Source organism: Nocardia sp. NPDC005998, from assembly GCF_040614395.1.
Classification (GTDB): Bacteria; Actinomycetota; Actinomycetes; order Mycobacteriales; family Mycobacteriaceae; genus Nocardia.
Map to the genome: position 1 here is coordinate 264,673 of NZ_JBEXUI010000002.1, position 20,408 is coordinate 285,080.

Sequence of the window (20,408 nt, forward strand, 5' to 3'; positions counted from 1 at the left end):
ATGAAATGACTATTGCCACCAAAACTTCCGAGGTCGCACCCAGCAGCCCGCCGGAGGGCCCCTCGCTGTTCCAGCGCCTGATCGTCCGACCGGAGATCGGGGCATTGCTCGGCGCCGCATTGGTTTTCGTATTCTTCTCGGTCATTACCGACCGGTTCCTCAGTCCGCTCGGCGTCGCGACCTGGCTGGACGATTCGTCCACACTCGGCATCATGGCGGTCGCGGTCGCGCTATTGATGATCGGCGGTGAATTCGATCTGTCCGCCGGTGTCATGACCGCCTCCACCGCGCTGGTCACCGCACTGCTCGCGGTGCATGCGGGATGGAATGTCTGGCTGGCGCTGCTGGTTTCGCTGCTCTTCGCGCTGACCGTCGGTGCGTTCAACGGGTGGCTGGTGATGCGTACCGGTCTACCGAGCTTCATCGTCACGCTCGGCACCTTCCTCGCGCTGCAGGGTCTCAACCTCGGCGTAACCCGGTTGGTCACCGGAACCGTTCAGGTATCCGGCATTCGCAGCGCCGAGGGGTACAACTCGGCCGGATGGGTTTTCGCATCGACACTGGATATCGGCGACACCCACCTGCAGGCATCGGTCGTCTGGTGGGTGGTGCTGACCGCGATCGCCGCACTTGTGCTGGTACGCACGAAATTCGGCAACTGGATCTTCGCGGTGGGCGGTGCGCTGCCCAGTGCGCGGGCCGTCGGCGTTCCCGCCGACCGGACGAAGATCCTGCTCTTCATGACCACGGCCTTCGCGGGGTGGGTCGTCGGATCCTGCAGTATCCTCCGCTTCTCCAGCGTGCAGGCGAATCAGGGTGTCGGGCTGGAGCTGCACTACATCATCGCGGCCGTGGTCGGCGGCTGCCTGTTGACCGGCGGATTCGGTTCGGCGGTCGGTGCCGCGATCGGCGCGCTGATCTTCGGCATGGCGCGTCAGGGCATCGTTTTCGCCGGTTGGGACAGTGACTGGTTCATGCTGTTCCTCGGCGTCCTGCTGTTGGCAGCGGTGTTGGTCAACAACATATTCAAGAAGCGAGCCGAGAGGGTACGCCGATGAACACAGCATCGCGGAGCGATTCGACCAGTGGCGGCGGCGTGGTGCCGGCTGAGCCGACACCACTGATCGAAGCGATCGATATCGGCAAGAGCTACGGCGGTGTCGTCGCCTTGCGTGACGTCTCGACGGTCGTGAACGCGGGACAGGTCACCTGCATCCTCGGCGACAATGGTGCGGGTAAGTCGACGCTGATCAAGATTCTCGCCGGTGTGCACCAGCACGACCGCGGTGAGCTGAAGATCGACGGGCAGACGATCCGATTGTCCTCGCCCCGAGAGGCTTTGGATCACGGCATCGCGACCGTGTACCAGGATCTCGCGGTGGTGCCGCTGATGAGCGTGTGGCGCAACTTCGTACTCGGCTCCGAGCCGACCCTCGGATACGGTCCGCTGCGACTGCTCGACCGCCGCAGGGGCCGCGATATCGCCCAGCAGGCGCTGGCGGATATGGGCATCGAGATCCGCGATCTGGAGCAGCCGGTCGGCACGCTATCCGGTGGCCAGCGTCAGTGCATCGCGATCGCCAGGGCGGTGCACTACGGGGCCAAGGTGCTGATTCTGGACGAGCCGACCGCAGCTCTCGGCGTGAAGCAGGCCGGTGTGGTGCTGAAATATGTTGTGCAGGCACGAGACCGCGGGCTCGGGGTCATCCTGATCACGCACAACCCGCATCATGCTTTCCCGGTCGGCGACCGCTTCCTCTTGCTCAAGCGCGGCGCGATGCTCGGCTCCTACGAGAAGTCCGAGATCGATTTGCCGGAGCTGACCAGGCAAATGGCCGGTGGCGCCGAATTGGACGCACTCGAGCACGAGTTGCAGCGAGTGGTCACGCCGTGAACCCACGACTTCGAGGACGGTTCGCATGAAGTTGACGATGGCGCAGGCATTGGTCGGCTGGCTGGTCGCTCAGCGCTCGGAGACCCTGGATGGTCGTGAAGTACCCCTGTTCCCGGCCGTTTTCGCGATCTTCGGGCACGGCAATGTGCTCGGGCTCGGCACTGCGCTGCAGGAGCGCAGTGCCGAAATACCGGTCTGGCGTGGGCATACCGAGCAGGGGATGGCCTTGGCGGCGGTCGGTCTGGCGAAGGCCACCCACCGCCGTCAGGTCGGGATCGCGACCTCCTCGATCGGTCCCGGCGCACTGAATATGGTGACAGCGGCCGGTGTCGCTCATGCGAATCGCCTACCGCTGCTGCTGCTTCCCGGCGATACCTTCACCAGTCGAGCACCGGATCCGGTGCTTCAACAGGTCGAGCACTTCGGCGACCCCACCGTCACCGTCAATGACGCGTTTCGCGCGGTCAGTCGATACTTCGACCGCATCACGCGCCCCGAACAATTGATCGCCACCCTGCCGCAAGCGGCCCGGGTGCTGACCGACGCGGCCGATGCGGGACCGGTGACGCTCGCATTGCCCCAGGACGTGCAAGCCGAGACCTATGACTTCCCCGAGGCACTGTTCGAGCCGGTCGTGCACCGAATCACGCGTACCCGCCCCGACTCGCGGGTAGTGGCCGAAGCCGCCGACGCGCTGCGCTCGGCGCGACGTCCGCTGCTGATCCTCGGCGGCGGCGTCCGCTATTCCGGTGCGGGCCGACTGGTGCTCGAATTCGCCGAGCGGCACGGTATTCCGATCACAGAGACGACAGCGGGCCGGACCCTCGTGCCGCACGATCACCCATTGTTCACCGGCCCGCTCGGTGTGACGGGCTCGACATCGGCCAATACCGCTGCCGCACAAGCGGATCTGGTGCTGGCCATCGGCACTCGACTACAGGACTTCACCACCGCGTCCTGGACCGTCTTCGCCCCCGACGTCCGATTGGTCAGCATCAATACGGCCCGATTCGACGCGGTGAAGCACGGCGCACTCGCGGTTGTCGGCGATGCCGATGCGACTGTGCGGGAACTGGCTGCGCACCTCGCGAATTGGCGAGTCGACGCCGAATGGTCCGCCCGCGCCGAAGAACTCCGAAGCACCTGGGACACCCATATCGATAAGCTGCGCGCGCCCACGCCCGGCACTCCGAGCTATGCCCAAATCGTCGGCATCGTCAATGAATTGAGCGCACCGGACGACTATGTCATGACCGCATCGGGCGGTATGCCCGGCGAACTGATCGGCGGCTGGCGCGCCACCGGCACCGTCCCGACGATGGATGTCGAGTACGGATTCTCCTGTATGGGGTACGAACTCGCCGGTGCCTGGGGCGCGGCCATGGCGCATGTGCACGGCCTGGTCACCACCATGCTCGGCGACGGCTCCTATCTGATGCTGAACTCCGAACTGTTCTCGGCCGCCTTCGCTGGCCACCGGTTCGTCGCGGTGGTCTGCGATAACGATGGGTACGCGGTGATCGCACGCCTGCAGGAGGGGCAGGGCGGCGAGCCGTTCAACAATTTCTATACCGACTGTCGGACCAACCATCCCAGGCCGCCCCGGGTCGATTTCGCCGGCCATGCTCGATCATTGGGCTGTGCGGTCTTCACCGCGACCGACCTGGTCGAGTTCCGTGGCGCGTATGCGCGGGCCCGCGCCGCCGCCCTCGGCGAGTCCCGTCCGGCCGTCGTTGTCGTGCGCACTCAGCCATCGGCATGGACCGAGGCGGGCGCCTGGTGGGAGGTAGGCGTGCCGGAACACCTATCCGGTCGCGCGGCGTACGACGAGTCGAAGTCGAGGCAGGTGCGCCACCTGAACGGCTGAACGGGAATGGACGCTGGGCGCTGGCGCAGCGAGCGACTTTCCAGCGACGCCCCTGGCTGGCCCGGCTGCGGTTGCTGGTCCGCCGCGTGGCCCGAACGCCATCGGATGGATGGATGCGGGGCTGCGCTGTCTGCGCGATATGGATCTGGACTGGGCGGCCAAGGTCGGCGTGATCACGGTGGTCAGCGGCCATGTCCGGCAGGCATTCGTACTTGCCAGTGAACTCGAAGTGGGCAGCCGCGCGGCCGGTCTCGAACAAACGCAGGTCGAACAGAACTACGGCCGCGATCTCGTCGAGTTGGTCGATCCGGCACGATTTCCCGATGCCGCAAGGCTATTCGCCGCCGATATCTGGGAGGCACCGCCGGAGGATCCCGACGCGGATTTCACCTTCGGCCTCGAACTCGTCCTCGATGGCGTCGCCGCGGCGATCGGTCGGGCGCGGTCATAAAACTGAAAACCGACCAGTTAGTGCGCGCGAAAGCGTCCCATCGCGTATTTTCTTTACAACTTCTTAGGATCGGTCCGAAGTGTGTGCCGAGAATGGTTGCTGGGATCCCTAGCGGGGCTCGCGGCGATAGCTAAAAGTGTGCGCTGACCGGCTGATCTGTGCTCTGGGCTAGTAGTGTGGGCGGGGTAGCCAGCGCCGTGGATCCGGCATTGCGGCGACAGCCGCAGCCCATCGCCAACGTCGGCTTGCTCACAGTCACCACCGCTGGATGTGGCTGAATTCGTCGGATGATGGCATTGTTGATCGTGAGACCGGGCTCATCGAAGTGATCTGCTCGGCTCACCAACAGGAAGTAAGAAGTAAAGAACATGGCTCAAGGCAGTGTGAAGTGGTTCAACAGCGAGAAGGGCTTCGGCTTTATCGCTCAAGACGGAGGCGGCCCTGACGTCTTCGTGCATTACTCGGCCGTTTCCGGCTCGGGTTTCCGGTCCCTCGAAGAGGGCCAGCGCGTGGAGTTCGAGATCGGCCAGGGCCAGAAGGGTCCGCAGGCCCAGGACGTCCGCGCTATCTGATCAAGCGTGACTTAGGAGGCTCGCACCCGGCAGGGGGTGCGGGCCTCTCGTCGTTTCAGGGGATTGGTTATGCGCACCGGCGAGGGGCCGAAAGCGATCTTCGACGGTGCGGTCGGCTGGCTGCGTCGCACCTCGTCCTCGACGGACACCTGAGTAGTACGCCCTACTTCGGTGCCTGGAAGCCGCCGATCTTCTGCTCGAGCAGTTCGGCCAGCCGCAGTGGGGTGCGGTCCTCGAACATCGGACCGATGAGCTGTACTCCCACCGGCAGCCCCTCGGGGGACCGGCCCGCGGGTATGGCGGTGGCAGGCAGGCCGGGCATGGTGGCCACACCGGCCAAGACGAGCTGGTCGAAGTACGGGTACTCGACGCCGTCGATGTCGATGTGCCGGTTCTCCAGACCTCCGTTGTGGTCGTGCGGGAAGGCGGGAGTGGGCGTGATGGGGCACACCACGGCATCGAACTCGGCGAAGAGTTGCCGCCAGCCGTGGCGGTGGAGTTCGCGACGGTTGTTCGCCTCGACCCAGTCGCGGTGGCTGAGCACCATGCCGCGCAGCCGCGCCGCATCGAGACTCCGGTCGTCCGCGCTCAGGGCGGCGGCGTGGGTTTGCAGCTGTTGGTACATGTCGACGGAAAGACTTGTGGCGGCGTTCGACAGCATCAGCAGCATGTAGAGCGTCGCCGCTTCGGTCGGATCGGGCAGCAGCGGACTGTGCCGTTCGACGCGGGCGCCCTCGTCGACGAGCGCCTCGGCGACCCGGTTCACGCCCGCCCGCACCGCCGATCCGGTCGGAATGAGCGGATGGTCCTCGATGATCAGGACACGGAAGTCCGACAGCCGCTCGTGGCGCGCGGGCGGCAGTGCGACGTCGTAGGCGACGCCGTGGGTCAGCGGGTCCGGTCCGGCCATCACATCGAGCAGCAGCGTGAGGTCGCGCGCCGTACGCGCCATCGGACCGACGACGGCGAGATCGAGATCGACCGGCAAGGCCGGGCCGGGCGGCGCGACCATCCCGCGGGTCGCCGCCAGTCCGAGGGTCGGCTTGTGTGCGTAGACGCCGCAGAAATGCGCGGGGGTGCGCAGCGAACCGGCGAGGTCGGAGCCGATCGACAGCGCACCGAATCCGCACGCCAGTGCCGCCGCCGATCCGCCGGAGGACCCACCCGACGTGCGGCCGTGATCCCACGGATTGTTGGTGGTGCCGTAGATCTCGTTGAAGCTCTGGATGTCTCGCAGCATCAACGGCACATTGGTCTTACCGAGCAGCACCGCGCCGGCCGCCTTCAACCGCGACACCTGTACCGCATCCTCGGCCGGTACGTAGTTCGCGTGCTCCGGCATGCCCCAAGTCGTGGGCAGCCCGGCGATGTTGTAGGACTCCTTGACCGTCACCGGAATGCCGAGCAGCGGCCGATCCTCGCCGCGGGCGCGCGCCTGGTCGGCACTGCGCGCGGCGGCCCGCGCGCGGTCGAAATCCGGTACACAGATCGCGTTGATCGCCTTGTCGTCCCGCTCGATACGGGCGATCGCCTCATCGGTCAGTTCCACCGATGTCACTTCACCAGCATGCAAGGCGGCCGCGAGTTCTTCCGCCGACTGAAAATCCCAATCCATGAATCCGACGCTATTGGCCCGCCGGAGAGGACATAAAATGCCGATTCGCACAACGGGAAAGTCGAACGGACCACCTGCGCCGGTGAAGTCACACGCTCGTTCTGCCATCGAAGACGGCTCACCCCAGGTCACAGCGTCGGCAGCGGGCCAACTCCATGCGGGCAGGACATGAAATGCCGCTTCGCGCAACGGGATAGATGTCTCAATAATCGTCATGTTCTTCCCGGCCACAGAATACTCACCCGACGACTGGCCATGACAATGCGCGGCGGGATCGGTGTCGGCCTGGAAATTCAGGAGACCTTCGTCGGACACCCGCGCGTACTTTGCGAGGCTGCGAACCGACGTATGCCCGAACAGCTTCATCAGCACGATCTGATTGCATTTTGCAATCAGATCGTGCATGGGGAAGATGCATCTGGTTGTAGAATGCAATCGGCGATTTCGACCGAGGGAGCATCAGATGCGCGATCAGGGACGTTCGGGCTGCCCGATCAACGCGACTATCGAGGTGATCGGCGATCGGTGGACGCTGCTGGTGCTGCGCGACGTGATGTTCGGCAACCGCCGCCACTTCCGCGAACTGCTCGCCGGATCGGAGGAGGGCATCGCATCCAATATCCTGTCCGACCGGCTCAAGCGCCTGGTCGCGGCCGGACTGCTCAGCCGCGAGGACGCCCGTCCCGGGCAGAAGGCCGAGTACCGGCTGACCGAGCCCGCGATTCAGTTGGTGCCGATCATGGCGCAGCTGGGCGCATGGGGGTTGCGGCATCGACCGACGACCAAGCGCCTGCGCGTACGCGCGGAACTGCTGGAGGAGGGCGGGCCGCAGCTGTGGGCCGAGTTCATGGAGGAGCTGCGCGAATCGCACCTCGGCGTGCCCCGCCCCGATCCGGATGCCCCGACCGCGACCGAGCGGTTGGCGCGCGCCTATGCCGACGCGGTCGCCGAGGGGTGATATCGCGCTGCGGCTTGCGCACCAGATCCGGCCGCACGGCCTGTCGACGGCGCGGCCGAGTTCTGAGCGCTACAGCTCATCTCCGGTAGCGAGGACTTCCCTGCGGAAGAAGTCGGCGGTGATCTCGCGGGCTCCGGATCTCGATCCGCCGTCTTCGGGAAAGCGGCTGTCGCGCGGTCGAATTCGTCCGCGATGAACTCGGCGATCGGCACAGGCACTGTGCCGCTGCCCATTTCGCGGGTGCGTGATTTGAGCTCGGTCGGCTCGTTGATCGCGGTAACCAGCCGCCGCAGTGTCCGGAACAAGTGCGTCGACGCGCGCTGGTCGGTCAGCTGGTGATGATCGCCACGGAGGTGGGCGTTTTCATCGGCGGCGTCGTCATCTCGACCGTAGGACTCACCTTCGTCTTCGTGCCGACCGATCTGCAGTTGATGCACACCGATGCCGCCACGCTGAAGTCCGCCATCGCACACCTACTGCCGTTCATCGCACACGACCGTGCCGGATTCGGCGGCGCGCTGATGGCTACGACGGTGGCGATCGTGCTGCTCGGTCTGTGGGGCTGGCGGCAGGGCGAGGCATGGGTGTGGTGGACGTTGCTCGGTGCGACCGTTACCGGGTCGGCCACTGCGCTGGTAATCCACTTCTTCATCCACTTCACCGCGTTCATCCATCTGCTGCCGGTGTATTTCGGTAGCGCCGTGCTTGCTGTCGCGCTGATTTTGGGGCGCCCATATCTGATGTATCGCTCCGACTAATAGCGCTGCCACGCAACTCGATGGCAGCAACGTTGGATTTGTCCGAGATTTGCCGGGTTCCTGCCGGTTGATCAGTCCTATCTCGGATAGGTCTCAGGCGGTTCGAAACATTCTCTTAGAGAGCTCTCAGGGATCCTCCTTTGCGGAGCTAATTATGGCTTGGAAAAGGATGTCTGACCTGCGATTGACTGAATCTGGCCTGCTCAAGACCATGATGGACGGTTGTCCAGATCACATTGAAAAGCAGTATGTAGTCTGCGTCACTATCCGGCCGAAATCCGTAACCGGATTTGCGTAAGCCCCGATGTGCCATGTGTCAGCCAGTTCGACTGGATTTGTTTTCGACGAAGAGGAAATTTCATGATCCCCGTTATCATCGACACCGGTTCTGCTGCCCTGAACGGCCTGTTTTCCACCGGTAGCGCTGCTCTGCACGGTATTCTCAACACCCTGTGGACGGGTTCGTTCGGCGGCTGATAGTGCTGTTGCGGCCGATTGATTTCGGCCGTATCCGTGCCGTTCGATTCGGCGCGAGACGAGTCGAGGCCCCGCACCCGATGGTGCGGGGCTTCGCCTTTGCCGGATCTGGCGACGGCACTGACGGCGGCCGCCTACCAGGGGGTAGGGCGCTGCGATTTCGCGCCCACTAAGCTGGTCGGCGGTAAATGCCTACCCCTCTTCCTCCCAGGAGTAACCCACAGTGAGCCAAGCAGGCCGTCCTGTTGTTCTGATCGCCGACAAGCTCGCCCAGTCGACCGTCGACGCGCTTGGTGACGGTGTCGAGGTTCGCTGGGTCGATGGCCCCGACCGCCCGGCACTCCTCGCCGCGGTGCCCGAGGCGGACGCGCTGCTGGTCCGCTCCGCGACCACCGTCGACGCCGAGGTGCTCGAGGCCGGGAAGAACCTGAAGATCGTCGCCCGTGCCGGCGTCGGCCTCGACAATGTCGATGTGCCCGCGGCCACCGAGCGCGGCGTCATGGTCGTCAACGCGCCCACCTCGAACATCCACACCGCCGCCGAGCACGCCGTCACGCTGCTGCTGGCCGCGGCCCGCCAGATCCCGGCCGCCGACGCCACGCTGCGCGAGCGCACCTGGGCGCGCAGCAAGTTCAACGGTGTCGAGATCTTCGACAAGACCGTCGGTGTTGTCGGCCTCGGCCGTATCGGCCAGCTGTTCGCCGCGCGCCTGGCCGCGTTCGAGACCAAGGTGATCGCCTACGACCCCTACGTCTCCCCGGCCCGCGCCGCCCAGCTCGGCATCGAACTGCTCAGCCTGGACGATCTGCTCGAGCGCGCCGACCTGATCTCGGTGCACCTGCCGAAGACCCCCGAGACCAAGGGCATCATCGGCAAGGAAGCCATCGCCAAGACCAAGCCCGGCGTCATCATCGTCAATGCCGCGCGCGGTGGGCTGGTCGACGAGCAGGCGCTCGCCGACGCCATCAAGTCGGGTCACGTGCGCGCCGCGGGCCTGGACGTGTTCGACACCGAGCCGTGCACCGACAGCCCGCTGTTCGATCTGCCGCAGGTCGTCGTGACCCCGCACCTGGGCGCATCCACCGCCGAGGCGCAGGACCGCGCGGGCACCGATGTCGCCAAGTCCGTATTGCTGGCCCTGGCCGGTGAATTCGTGCCGGGCGCGGTGAATGTCACCGGTGGCACCGTCAGCGACGAGGTCGCACCGTGGCTGGAGATCGTGCGCAAGCAGGGTCACCTGCTCGGCGCGGTGTCCAACGAGCTCCCGGTCAGTGTCGAGGTGCAGGTGCGCGGCGAACTGGCCGCGCAGGATGTCGCGGTGCTGGAGCTGTCGGCGCTGCGCGGCATCTTCTCCGCGCTGGTCGAGGACCAGGTCACCTTCGTCAACGCCCCCGCGCTGGCCAAGGACCGTGGCATTAGCGCCCAGGTCACCAAGATTTCGGAGAGCCCGAGCCACCGCAGCGTCGTCGACCTGCGCGCGGTCTTCGGCGACGGCCGCACCCTGAATGTGGCCGGCACGTTGACCGAGCCGCAGCTGGTGCAGAAGATCGTCAACATCAACGGCCGCAACTACGATATGCGCGCCGAGGGCCTGAACCTGGCCGTGCTGAACTACGACGACCGGCCGGGCGCGCTGGGCAAGATCGGCACCAAGCTCGGCGAGGCCGAGATCGATATCCTCGCCGCACAGCTGAGCCAGGATGTCGACAAAGAAGGCGCGACCGTGGTTCTGCGGGTGGCCCGCGAAGTCCCTGCCGACGTCCAGGCCGCGATCGCGGAATCCGTCGGCGCCGCCAAGATCGTCCTGGTCGACCTGTTCTGACAATCCGGGCTCGAGCCCCGGCTCAGGAGCCAGCCGCGCGCCGTTACCTTTGGTGGCGGCGCGTGGCGCATGAATGGCACCGCGCTGGTCGCGCCCGCTCGCGGCTCGGCCCAGGGCACCAAGTACGGTGACCTTGCTGCTGTTCGCCCGGCGCGATGCCAGGGCGAACGCATGGATCGGCAGGCGTGCGGCGCGGTTCGAATACGGGCGGGCGAACCACATCCCGCGATCCTGCGACGACTGCGGTCGGCAAATTGAACGGAGCATTTGTTATGAAGCTTGCTGTTATCGCCGGTGATGGGATCGGTCCCGAGGTCATCGCGGAGGCACTCAAGGTGCTCGATGTGGTGCAGCCGGGTGTCGAGAAGACCGAATACGACCTGGGTGCCCGTCGCTACCATGCGACCGGGGAGATCCTGCCGGATTCGGTGCTGCCCGAGCTGAAGCAGCATGACGCGATCCTGCTCGGCGCGATCGGCGATCCGTCGGTGCCCAGCGGTGTGCTCGAGCGCGGACTGCTGCTGCGCACCCGCTTTGCGCTGGACCACCACGTGAACCTGCGGCCGTCGAAGCTGTACCCGGGCGTGACCAGTCCGCTGGCTGGCAATCCGGATATCGACTTCGTTGTCGTGCGCGAGGGCACCGAGGGGCCCTACACCGGTACTGGCGGCGCCATCCGGGTGGAGACGCCGCACGAGGTCGCCACCGAGGTCAGCACCAATACCCGCTTCGGCATCGAGCGCGTGGTGCGCTACGCCTTCGCCAAGGCGCAGGCGCGCCGCAAGCACCTGACGCTGGTGCACAAGAACAATGTGCTGACCTTCGCCGGTTCGCTGTGGCAGCGCACAGTGAACGAGGTCGCGGTCGAATTCCCGGAGGTGCAGACCGCCTACCAGCACATCGACGCCGCCACCATCCATATGGTCAACGATCCGGGCCGCTTCGACGTGATCGTCACCGATAACCTCTTCGGCGACATCATCACCGACCTTGCGGCGGCGGTCAGCGGTGGTATCGGCCTGGCGGCCAGCGGCAATATCGACGCGTCCGGCGCCAACCCGAGCATGTTCGAGCCGGTGCACGGCAGTGCTCCCGATATCGCGGGTCAGTCCAAGGCCGATCCGACCGCCGCGATCCTGTCGGTTTCGCTGCTGCTCAACCACCTCGGCAATACCGAGGCGGCCGCCCGGATCGAAGGCGCGGTTGCCAAGGATCTCGCGTCGCGCAGTGGTGCGGCCTCGACCGTCGAGGTCGGGGATCGGATCGCCGCGGCGGTCTGATACTTCCCGCAAGGCCCGCGCTCGACGGTTTCGGGTGCGGGCTTTGCGCATTCGCGAACCGCGAGGGGGCCTGGCACACACTTGAATTCGGCTCCGCGAGCGCGAACCATCGATGTATGGCCTCCGAATCGACGTGTCGACGCGACCCGTCTCCGGCTACCGGGTGGTCCGATGAGTGAGCGTCGGGTGCTGCGTGGGCGGGGGTTCGGACCTTATTCCGAAGTTGATCTGCACGACCTACCGGACGGCGGTAGAGGGTTCGAACTCGAGGACGGATGGTTGATCGCGGTCGCCACCGGTGCCCGACACAACTTCGTGGTGCAGCGGCTCGGACGGCTCATCGATGCCGCGGCGGTCGGGGCGGCTGTGCATATATGTATAGGCGGCGGTTGGGAAGTCGGCACCCCGAGTGGTGTGCGCAAGCCAGATATCGTGGTGATCCCGAGAGATATTGCGCGAGCGGCGATTGTCGCCGAAACCCCCAGGGTCATCCTGGGCAGGGAAGTGCTGCTCGCCGTGGAGGTCGTCGCACCGGGTAACGGTACCGAGCGCACCGATCGGGTCAGGAAGGTCCGCGAATACGCGGCCATCGATATTGCGCAATACTGGATCGTCGAACATCATCCGGAGGTCCGGATCCACCGAATGCTGCTCGCGGACGGCGCCTTTCGCGCTAGTCCAGTAGTGGCGGCGGGAACGGTGTGCACTGCGCAGATCCAGGCGGATCCACCGTTCCGGGTGAGTTTCGACCCGGCTGCCCTGATCGAGATCTGATCAATCGCACTAGGCCAGCGCGCCACCGACCGCCGCGGCGATACCGCGCATCGACTCAGCGACGGCACCGGCGATGACATCGTGCATACGCGCCACCGGCCCGGCGATCGGCCCAATGACATCGAACACTTCACCGGCGACGGCCAGATGCTGCCATTCGATGAGAGTGGCTGCCGCACTGACCGATTCGGCAATGGCCGATCCGCGCCCGGCCAGTTCGGCCAGTTGTTCGGCGGTGGTCGGGAATTGCTCGGTCATGACGGTCTCGCGACGGTGTCGTCGGGCGCAGCGGCTGGTGACCCTGCCGTGTCGGTGAAACGAGGTGCTGGTGGTGAATCCCTGCGGTGGTGGGGGATTCGTTGATCGGAACTAGAGGGTGGGCGGAGCTGGCGGGCTGGGCGGCTTCGGCATGTTGGGCGGTATCGGCATGGTGGGTGGGGTGAGCAGACCCGGTGGGGTTGGGAATCCGGGTGGTGTTGGCGGGGTTGGGGGCATGGGAGTGCCGGGCGGCGTTGGGAATCCGGGTGGCGCCGGGGGTGGCGGGAACGGTCCCGTTGGGGGCATCGGGCCGCTGAAGCGCTGGAAGGCCGCTTGGCGTGAAGTGCCGAGCAGATCGCCGATTTCGGCCCAGGTGTGGCCTTCATCGCGGGCCTGCCGGGCCAGGGTGTGCAGGATGTCGTCGACGAGGCGGCTCAAGTTTCGGGTCGCGGTGAGCGCGGCCAGCACCGGCACGCTGGGCCGCCCGTCCTCTGGACGCAGCACGCCCACGACTAGTTCCGCATTGGCGGACAACAACTTTCCGAGCATTGCCCGCTCGTCCTGTGGGTCTATGTGTTGGTGTTCATCAGGCATATGTAAAGCCTGACTTGACATCAATGGCTTGTCAAGGCTGGATTTACATGGCCATGCGATCGGAGGGCGGATCCGGTTGGTTCGATGCGCCGCGAATACTGGGGAACCTGCGCTGGGTTCCAGTGGGGTGCGGAGATCGATGCGACGACGTCTGTCGGGTCACTGTCGATTCTCGGTGTTGCACGATTCGGAAAGCGCGAGGCTCGTGTCGCATCGGCGGACCGTCGCATGTGATCGGCACACCTGGATCGCGCCCGCCCCGGCAGACCGGGGCGGGCGCGAATTCGTAAGGGGCCGTTATTTGGATTGTCGATCGGCGGGAACCAGCGGCACGGCCGCCGTCGCCAGCGCGGCAGCCAGTAGGTACGCGGCGGGAAAGCCGCTGGCGGTGATGAGTGCGCCGAAAGCCGGTGGGATGGCGGCTATTGCGAGGTTCTGGCCGGTGTTCTGGATGCCGAGTCCGCGTCCGCTCCAGTAGGGTCCGGCGATTTCGGCGACCGCGGTGAAGGCCAAGCCGTTATCGGACACGGTGATGACCGATGCCGCGATCAGCAGCGGGATCGCGGCCCACCAGGCATGTGTCCATGCGGCCGAAGCCAAGGCGGCCATGCTGATTACGGCGGCGATGGCGACGGTGCGCAGCGGTCCCAGTCGGCTGCCGACGCGATCCGACCACGCGCCCGCGCCGATTCGCCCTAGGGCGCCGAGGATTTGGGTGAAGGTAACCAGGGCGCCCGCCGCCGGCAGCGACCAGCCGACGTCACGGTGCAACCACAACAATGCGAAAGTCCAGACGGTGCCTTGTGGAACGCATAGCAGCACTGACACCGCGTGTATGCGCCACAGTGTGGAATCGCCGCGATAGGGGTTGGCCCGGTCCACGGCCGCACCCGTGGGGCGTGGTGGATCGACGATGCCGACCAAACAGCCCAGCGCGGCCGCGCCCGCCATGACGGCGGGCACCAGAATGGCCACCGAGACACCGTGTTCGGCCGCCACCGCCGGAATGGCCAGTGCGCCGACGCCGACACCCAAAGGCTGTGCGGTCTGCCGGATTCCCATGGCCAGCCCGCGTCGATGTGGCGGGAACCAGCCGACGATCACCCGCCCGCTGGCGCCATTGGTGCTCGCCGCGCCGACGCCGCCGAAGAACAGCAGCGCGCCGAGCGCGAGGTAATTCGACGCCGTTGCCGCCGCCGCGCCCGCGACGAACATCAGCAGCGGCCCGCCGACCAACACCTTGTGCTCGCCGATCCGGTCGACGACATAGCCCCACGCGATGAGCGTGCACACCAGCCCGACCGTCGGCATGGCCACCAGTAGTCCGGCGGTCGCCAGCGGCATGCCGTCCGCGGTCAGCGCCGGTAGCAGAAATGGGACCCCGTGGATGAACACGGCACTGGATGCCTGCGCGAAGACGCCGAGTCCGAGCATGGACCACCGTCGGACCTCGCGCGGCTGCGTCACGGTAGTAGCCAACGACCTCACCTCGGAATCTCAAAATATGGGATCAAGTTCTCAGGTTATGAACATTGGGCCTTACCGTACACCCGGTGGGCAACCTGATTTCGAGGGTCGGGTTGTCTATCTCCTCACAACTTCGACGCCGAGCCGAGCCGCGGTGTCGACGCCTGCGGAGCGAGACGGTTCGCGGCCCGGCCGGCGTCTGCGCGAAGGCGCGGCCATGAACTCGGGATATCCGAATCGCATGCGTCACAGCGCGAGTCCCGACGGCTCGGACCGCGCGACTCCGACAGCCGCGAACGCGCCGCGGTCATCGGCGCGACAATTGGACACAGCGCGTTCGAGCAGGTCGACGGGGGTCGATAGACTGCCGGGCATGCGTCTAGGTCGAATCGCCAGTCCCGATGGAGTCGCTTTCGTCAGTATCGAAGGGGAGGGGAGCGAGAGCGTCGCCAAAGAGATCGCGGAACATCCGTTCGGTACGCCGACGTTCACCGGGCGGAGTTGGCCGCTGGCCGATGTGCGCCTGCTCGCGCCGATTCTGGCCAGCAAGGTGGTCTGCATCGGCAAGAACTACGCCGCGCACGCGGCCGAAATGGGTGGTGTCGCACCCGCCGATCCGGTGATCTTCATGAAGCCGAGCACCTCGATCATCGGCCCGAACGCGCCGATCATCTTGCCGCCCAGCTCTTCCCAGGTCGACCACGAGGGTGAGCTGGCGATCGTCATCGGCCGTCCGTGCAAGGATGTGCCCGCCGCACGTGCGCTCGATGTAGTGCTCGGCTACACCGTCGCCAACGATGTGACCGCCCGTGACCAGCAGAAGCACGACGGCCAGTGGACCAGGGCCAAGGGCTACGACACCTTCTGCCCGCTCGGCCCGTGGATCGAAACCTCGCTGGACCCTTCGGATCTGGAGATCGTCACCGAAGTCGATGGTGAGGTCCGCCAGCGCAGCCGCACTTCGCTTCTGCTACATGATATTCCGAAGCTCATCGAGTGGGTGACCACGGTAATGACGCTGCTGCCCGGTGATGTGATCCTCACCGGAACCCCGGAGGGTGTCGGCCCGCTGCAGTCCGGGCAGAACGTGTCCGTGACCGTCGAGGGCATCGGAACCCTCACCAATCCTGTTGCCGCCAAGCGCTAGTCGAAAGAGAGCCATGACTGAAGTACGGGTCCGCTTCTGCCCGTCACCGACCGGGACGCCACACGTCGGCCTGATCCGGACGGCGCTGTTCAACTGGGCGTACGCCCGCCACACCGGCGGCAAGTTCGTCTTCCGCATCGAAGATACCGATGCCGCACGCGATTCCGAGGACTCCTACCGGGCGATCCTGGACGCACTGCGCTGGCTCGGCCTCACTTGGGATGAGGGTCCGGAGGTCGGCGGACCCTATGAGCCGTACCGGCAGTCGCTGCGGCGCGAGCTGCACATGGAGATCGTGCAGAAGTTGCTGGCGGCCGGTGAGGCCTACGAATCCTTCTCCACGCCCGAAGAAGTCGAGGAGCGCCACCGCGCCGCTGGCCGGGACCCGAAGCTCGGCTACGACAACTATGACCGCGATCTCACCCCGGAGGCGGTCGAGGCCTATCGCGCTGCCGGACGTCCGGCGGTAATTCGGTTGCGGATGCCCGATGAGGACATCACTTGGCACGATCTGGTGCGCGGCGAAACCACCTTCAAAGCGGGTACGGTGCCCGACTTCGCACTCACCCGCGGTAATGGCGATCCGCTCTATACGCTGGTAAACCCGGTCGACGACGCATTGATGAAGATCACCCATGTTTTGCGCGGGGAAGACCTCCTTTCCTCAACTCCGCGGCAAATCGCGCTCTATGCGGCGATGCGGCGGATCGGTGTTGCTGAGTTCACTCCGGAGTTCGCTCATCTACCGTTCGTGATGGGGCAGGGCAACAAGAAGTTGTCCAAGCGCGATCCGGAGTCGAATCTGTTCGTCCATCGGGATCGGGGATTCATCCCGGAGGGTTTGCTGAATTACCTGGCGTTACTCGGTTGGGGCATCGCGGATGATCGCGATGTTTTCTCGATGGCGGAGATGGTGGCGGCCTTCGATATCTCGAAAGTAAATTCGAATCCGGCACGTTTCGATCAGAAGAAGGCAGACTCGCTCAACGCCGAACACATCCGATTGCTGGAGCCAGGGGATTTCACGCACCGCTTACGTGAGTTCCTGACCGAACACGGTCACATCGGCGCCGACATCGACGACAAGTTGTTCGCCGCGGCCGCTGAACTCGTGCAAACCCGGATCGTGGTGTTGTCCGATGCGTGGGATCTGCTGCGTTTCTTGTTCGCGCCCGCGGAAGAGTTCGCGATTGATCCGGCGGCGGGGGCGAAGAACCTCGGCCCCGATGCCACGCCGATATTGGACGCCGCCATCGCCGCGCTGGAGCCGTTACCGGCCTGGACCACCTCCGCTATCGAGGATGTGCTCAAAACCACGCTCATCGATGATCTGGGGCTCAAGCCGCGCAAGGCGTTCGCGCCAGTGCGAGTGGCGGTGACGGGTTCGCACATCAGCCCGCCGCTGTACGAGTCCCTGGAGTTGCTCGGCCGCGAAACCAGCCTGGCTCGGCTGCGCTCGGCGCTGGCGTGGACCGCGCCCGCGTAAAACCCGGACTTGACCGAAAAACAGGGCGTTGACCAGCCGATTTGTAGTTAACCGTATGCGGTTTGGTACTCTTCTTCTCGGCTCGGAACAGGGCCTCGGGTCAGCCGGACACGAGGTCGAACGTCCTGGTCATTGGGGTATGGTGTAATTGGCAACACAGCTGATTCTGGTTCAGCCATTCTAGGTTCGAGTCCTGGTACCCCAGCGGAGAATGTTGTTCGTCTCTCGGTTCGCGGCCGAAAGTTGTTCAGCATCCGGCGATTTGGTCGCCGAGCTTCGGTCCGCTAAGCTAACCGAGCTTCCACTGATCGAAAGATCGAAACGGAAAGATCGCCCACAGAAATGTGGGAGGTCCAGTCCTGGCCCCGTCGTCTAGCGGCCTAGGACGCCGCCCTCTCAAGGCGGTAGCGCGGGTTCGAATCCCGTCGGGGCTACAACGAGTGCAAGGCCCATGCTCATGGAGAGCATGGGCCTTGCTCGTTTTCGCATTGTTCTGTGGGGGTGGAACCCCCACGCCCCTACCCGGAGGGCTTCGCCCCCGGACCGGGATCGCGGGCTTATGGGGTCGGCTAGGTGGCTTCCGCGATGGGGTTGTCGGTCGTGTTGGTGCCGGTCATGTGGGGGGTTCGCAGGGGACTGGACGCGTGGTTTCGGCTGTGTGGGTGCCGGGCTGGGTGGTTCTTGATTGAGGGGTGCCGGGCTGGGTGGTTCTTGATCGAGGGTCCCGGGCCGGTGACGGGGTCCCGGATTGATGGTTCTTAGTCGCAGGGTGCCGGGTTGGTGGTTCTTGGTCGCAGGGTGCCGGGTTGGTGGTTCTTGGTCGCATGCGTGCCGGACCGTTGGTGGTCACATAGATCCCGGGCTGGTGGCTCGCCGATGCATTGTTCCTGGGCCTGGGTTCCCAGCTGCGCCCCGCGTCTCCAGCACCGTCGACCTCTCGCGCGGGCTCACCACCGACGAGAGGGGGTATGCAACCCCTGGACAAGTGATCACCATGCGCTCATGCAGGTAAACGTCGAGAGCACCCCTGCATCAGCGCATTCTCGGCCGATCCATGTTGGGGGGCACGGGGCGGGGGGTGGGTGTTGCTTGGTCGTTGGAGGGGGGCCGGGCGGGGGTGAGGTTGTACTGGGGGGTGCGTGATGGGGGGTGTTTGGGGGCGGTCCGTATTTGGTGTGGCTGTCGGTGGGGGCGGGAAGTGGGGGACATGCAAAAGGCCCTCCAGGTGGGGGCTGGCGGGCCTTTTGGTGGGGTGGTGGGGCTTTATCCGCTCTTGCGGCGGAACTCGCGTTTGTGGCTGGCGTTGCCGTGGGCGGAGGTTGCCTTGGATCGTCCGTTCATATGATCGGTCGACTTGGCGTGGTGCTGGTTCTTGCGCTCCAGGGCTTCCTTGAATTTGCGCTTGACCTCTTCGGCGCTGGACCCCGCGCTGCCGTTGGAACTATCCGCTTCCGCCATCGTCTGCTCCTCGTCGTCGCGACCGCGCACCGCGCCAAGGGGCGTCGGCGCGCTGCCGATTCGGGTCGAACAGGGTTGACGCTACTGTGCGCGGGCGCGGTGTGTCAGTCGGATATCGCCCGCGTGCCGCGATCAGTCCGGCGATTGCGCGGTGGTGCCGCCGAGGGGCAGCTCCGGCAGACCGAGTTTGCGATGGTCCCAGCTGCGCAGGCGATCGGGGACCACCCGGATGGCGACGCGCTTGTGCAGCATCTGTTCGACCAGCGGGCGGACTTCCTCGCTGTAGGGGCCGGTGTAGCGCTCCCAGACGCTCACGCCGACGGCGAACAGCTTCTCCGGATCGTCGATGATCTCGGCGTGGCCTTCGATGGAGACCCCGCGCAACTGGTCGTAGGTGTGACCCGCCTCGACCATGCAGGTGATGCGCGGGTCGCGGCGCAGGTTGACGGCCTTCTGCGATTTCGCCTTCGTTTCGAACCACAGCTCGGGCAGCTTGCGGACCGAGCCATCGGGTGCGACCTCGCCATCGAGCAGGGCATACCACATCGCGATGAGATGCGGCGTGCCGTTCGGGCCGATGGTTGCCAGCGTTGCGATGCGGCTGCGCTGCAGGAACTCGGTGATCTCGGCATCGGACATGACGATCTGCGCCCGTTGGTTTACTCCCATGCGCACCAACCTTAGATGTTCGAACTAGAACGTGTTACAGCCTCTTGTGCAATGCGTCCGCGGCGGCGACCAGGTCGGCCGCCCAGCGTGCGCCGGGTCTGCGGCCCATGCGATCGATCGGGCCCGATACCGAAACGGCCGCGATGACATGACCCGCGGCATCGCGCACGGGTGCGGAGACGCTGGCCACACCGCTGGCCCGCTCGGCGGCGCTCTGCGCCCAGCCGCGCTTGCGTACCTCGGCCAGCGCGCGCTCGCCGAAGACCGCATCGGCCAGGATGGTGCGCTGCAATTCCGGATCCGCCCAGGCCAGCAGCACCTTGGCCGCCGATCCGGCGGTGAGCGGCAGTCGCGCGCCGATCGGCACGGTATCGCGCAGTCCGACCGGTGGTTCCAGGGCGGCGATGCATACCCGCGCATTGCCGTCGCGGCAGTAGATCTGGACACTCTCGCCGGTGATCTCGCGCAGGCGCGGGAGAATTGCGGAGGCGGCCTCGTGCAGCGGATCGGTGGCGCCGGCGGCGAGTTCGGCGAGGGCCGGGCCCGGCCGCCACAGGCCGTTGTTGTCGCGGGCCAGCAGCCGGTGTACCTCGAGCCCTACAGCCAGGCGATGGGCGGTGGCGCGGGGCAGTCCGGTGCGGGTGCACAGCTCATTGAGACCGCAGGGGTGCTCCGCGACGGCATACAACACTGACACCGCTTTGTCGAGGACGCCGATACCGCTATGCTGTCTCATAGAACGATATTAGCGTCTCGGATGTTGAGAAAGCCACTTAAGCGCTCTGCTCGCTCCCGACGCGCCGGATAGCCAAATTGTGCAGCCGGAACCGCGCCTCAGCCCAGATCGCGCGAACCGGTTGC

At 65.5% G+C, this 20,408-nt stretch carries 19 protein-coding genes and 2 tRNA genes; 14 read left to right on the forward strand and 7 right to left on the reverse strand.

Going from position 1 to position 20,408, the window contains the following annotated elements:
* The first annotated feature begins 5 nt into the window (after positions 1 to 5).
* The 5 genes from ABZ293_RS04815 (at position 6) to ABZ293_RS04835 (ending at position 4,784) form a co-directional block, all read left to right on the forward strand.
* Positions 6 to 1,058 (forward strand): ABC transporter permease, encoded by a 1,053-nt coding sequence (locus ABZ293_RS04815; protein ID WP_355177350.1) that lies wholly within the window; start codon positions 6 to 8, stop codon positions 1,056 to 1,058.
* On the forward strand, positions 1,055 to 1,894 hold the full coding sequence (locus ABZ293_RS04820; protein WP_355177351.1) for an ATP-binding cassette domain-containing protein: 840 nt from the start codon (positions 1,055 to 1,057) through the stop codon (positions 1,892 to 1,894). Before ABZ293_RS04815 ends, ABZ293_RS04820 begins: the two co-directional genes overlap by 4 nt.
* A 25-nt stretch (positions 1,895 to 1,919) precedes the next feature.
* A complete protein-coding gene (gene iolD, locus ABZ293_RS04825) occupies positions 1,920 to 3,761 on the forward strand; it encodes a 3D-(3,5/4)-trihydroxycyclohexane-1,2-dione acylhydrolase (decyclizing) (protein WP_355177352.1) in 1,842 nt (613 codons plus the stop codon).
* Positions 3,762 to 3,813: 52 nt separating this feature from the next.
* Entirely contained in the window at positions 3,814 to 4,212 is a 399-nt protein-coding gene (locus ABZ293_RS04830) for a TetR/AcrR family transcriptional regulator C-terminal domain-containing protein (protein WP_355177847.1), read from the forward strand.
* Between the two features lie 368 nt (positions 4,213 to 4,580).
* Positions 4,581 to 4,784, forward strand: coding sequence for a cold-shock protein (locus ABZ293_RS04835; protein ID WP_040693519.1), 204 nt, complete (start codon positions 4,581 to 4,583; stop codon positions 4,782 to 4,784).
* A 163-nt stretch (positions 4,785 to 4,947) separates the two neighbouring features.
* Here ABZ293_RS04835 and ABZ293_RS04840 read toward each other — a convergent pair whose 3' ends face one another.
* Entirely contained in the window at positions 4,948 to 6,399 is a 1,452-nt protein-coding gene (locus ABZ293_RS04840; RefSeq protein ID WP_355177353.1) for an amidase, read from the reverse strand.
* A 463-nt stretch (positions 6,400 to 6,862) separates the two neighbouring features.
* Here ABZ293_RS04840 and ABZ293_RS04845 point away from each other — a divergent pair, with 463 nt between their 5' ends.
* From ABZ293_RS04845 to ABZ293_RS04865, 5 genes are all read left to right on the forward strand, one after another.
* Positions 6,863 to 7,357 (forward strand): helix-turn-helix domain-containing protein, encoded by a 495-nt coding sequence (locus ABZ293_RS04845; protein WP_355177354.1) that lies wholly within the window; start codon positions 6,863 to 6,865, stop codon positions 7,355 to 7,357.
* A 305-nt stretch (positions 7,358 to 7,662) separates the two neighbouring features.
* Positions 7,663 to 8,115, forward strand: coding sequence for a hypothetical protein (locus tag ABZ293_RS04850; protein WP_355177355.1), 453 nt, complete (start codon positions 7,663 to 7,665; stop codon positions 8,113 to 8,115).
* Between the two features lie 700 nt (positions 8,116 to 8,815).
* Complete coding sequence (gene serA, locus ABZ293_RS04855; protein WP_355177356.1) at positions 8,816 to 10,414, forward strand: phosphoglycerate dehydrogenase; 1,599 nt, start codon at positions 8,816 to 8,818, stop codon at positions 10,412 to 10,414.
* A gap of 272 nt (positions 10,415 to 10,686) precedes the next feature.
* The gene (locus tag ABZ293_RS04860; RefSeq protein ID WP_355177357.1) at positions 10,687 to 11,694 is read left to right on the forward strand and encodes a 3-isopropylmalate dehydrogenase; all 1,008 of its coding nucleotides are present in this window, start codon (positions 10,687 to 10,689) and stop codon (positions 11,692 to 11,694) included.
* A gap of 171 nt (positions 11,695 to 11,865) precedes the next feature.
* Positions 11,866 to 12,468 carry a Uma2 family endonuclease gene (locus tag ABZ293_RS04865; protein WP_355177358.1) on the forward strand — a complete coding sequence of 201 codons (603 nt, stop codon included), beginning with the start codon at positions 11,866 to 11,868 and terminating at the stop codon, positions 12,466 to 12,468.
* Positions 12,469 to 12,477: 9 nt separating this feature from the next.
* Here ABZ293_RS04865 and ABZ293_RS04870 read toward each other — a convergent pair whose 3' ends face one another.
* The 3 genes from ABZ293_RS04870 to ABZ293_RS04880 form a co-directional block, all read right to left on the reverse strand.
* The gene (locus ABZ293_RS04870; RefSeq protein ID WP_355177359.1) at positions 12,478 to 12,726 is read right to left on the reverse strand and encodes a hypothetical protein; all 249 of its coding nucleotides are present in this window, start codon (positions 12,724 to 12,726) and stop codon (positions 12,478 to 12,480) included.
* A gap of 111 nt (positions 12,727 to 12,837) precedes the next feature.
* Entirely contained in the window at positions 12,838 to 13,320 is a 483-nt protein-coding gene (locus ABZ293_RS04875; protein ID WP_355177360.1) for a hypothetical protein, read from the reverse strand.
* A gap of 297 nt (positions 13,321 to 13,617) precedes the next feature.
* Positions 13,618 to 14,754, reverse strand: a complete 1,137-nt coding sequence (locus ABZ293_RS04880; RefSeq protein ID WP_355177849.1) for an MFS transporter — start codon at positions 14,752 to 14,754, stop codon at positions 13,618 to 13,620.
* A gap of 406 nt (positions 14,755 to 15,160) precedes the next feature.
* Between ABZ293_RS04880 and ABZ293_RS04885 the strand changes: the two genes are divergently transcribed.
* The 4 genes from ABZ293_RS04885 (at position 15,161) to ABZ293_RS04900 (ending at position 17,854) form a co-directional block, all read left to right on the forward strand.
* Positions 15,161 to 15,934, forward strand: coding sequence for a fumarylacetoacetate hydrolase family protein (locus ABZ293_RS04885; RefSeq protein ID WP_355177361.1), 774 nt, complete (start codon positions 15,161 to 15,163; stop codon positions 15,932 to 15,934).
* A gap of 13 nt (positions 15,935 to 15,947) precedes the next feature.
* Positions 15,948 to 17,420, forward strand: coding sequence for a glutamate--tRNA ligase (gene gltX, locus ABZ293_RS04890; protein ID WP_355177362.1), 1,473 nt, complete (start codon positions 15,948 to 15,950; stop codon positions 17,418 to 17,420).
* A 133-nt stretch (positions 17,421 to 17,553) separates the two neighbouring features.
* Positions 17,554 to 17,625 (forward strand) — tRNA-Gln (locus ABZ293_RS04895).
* A 156-nt stretch (positions 17,626 to 17,781) separates the two neighbouring features.
* A tRNA-Glu gene (locus tag ABZ293_RS04900) sits at positions 17,782 to 17,854 on the forward strand.
* A gap of 829 nt (positions 17,855 to 18,683) precedes the next feature.
* On the opposite strand, the gene ABZ293_RS04905 is transcribed toward ABZ293_RS04900, so the two are convergent.
* The 3 genes from ABZ293_RS04905 to ABZ293_RS04915 form a co-directional block, all read right to left on the reverse strand.
* Positions 18,684 to 18,878 carry a DUF5302 domain-containing protein gene (locus ABZ293_RS04905; protein ID WP_355177363.1) on the reverse strand — a complete coding sequence of 65 codons (195 nt, stop codon included), beginning with the start codon at positions 18,876 to 18,878 and terminating at the stop codon, positions 18,684 to 18,686.
* A gap of 132 nt (positions 18,879 to 19,010) precedes the next feature.
* Positions 19,011 to 19,547 (reverse strand): PPOX class F420-dependent oxidoreductase, encoded by a 537-nt coding sequence (locus ABZ293_RS04910; RefSeq protein ID WP_355177364.1) that lies wholly within the window; start codon positions 19,545 to 19,547, stop codon positions 19,011 to 19,013.
* A gap of 34 nt (positions 19,548 to 19,581) precedes the next feature.
* Positions 19,582 to 20,283, reverse strand: coding sequence for an IclR family transcriptional regulator (locus ABZ293_RS04915; protein ID WP_354957543.1), 702 nt, complete (start codon positions 20,281 to 20,283; stop codon positions 19,582 to 19,584).
* Positions 20,284 to 20,408 lie beyond the last annotated feature (125 nt).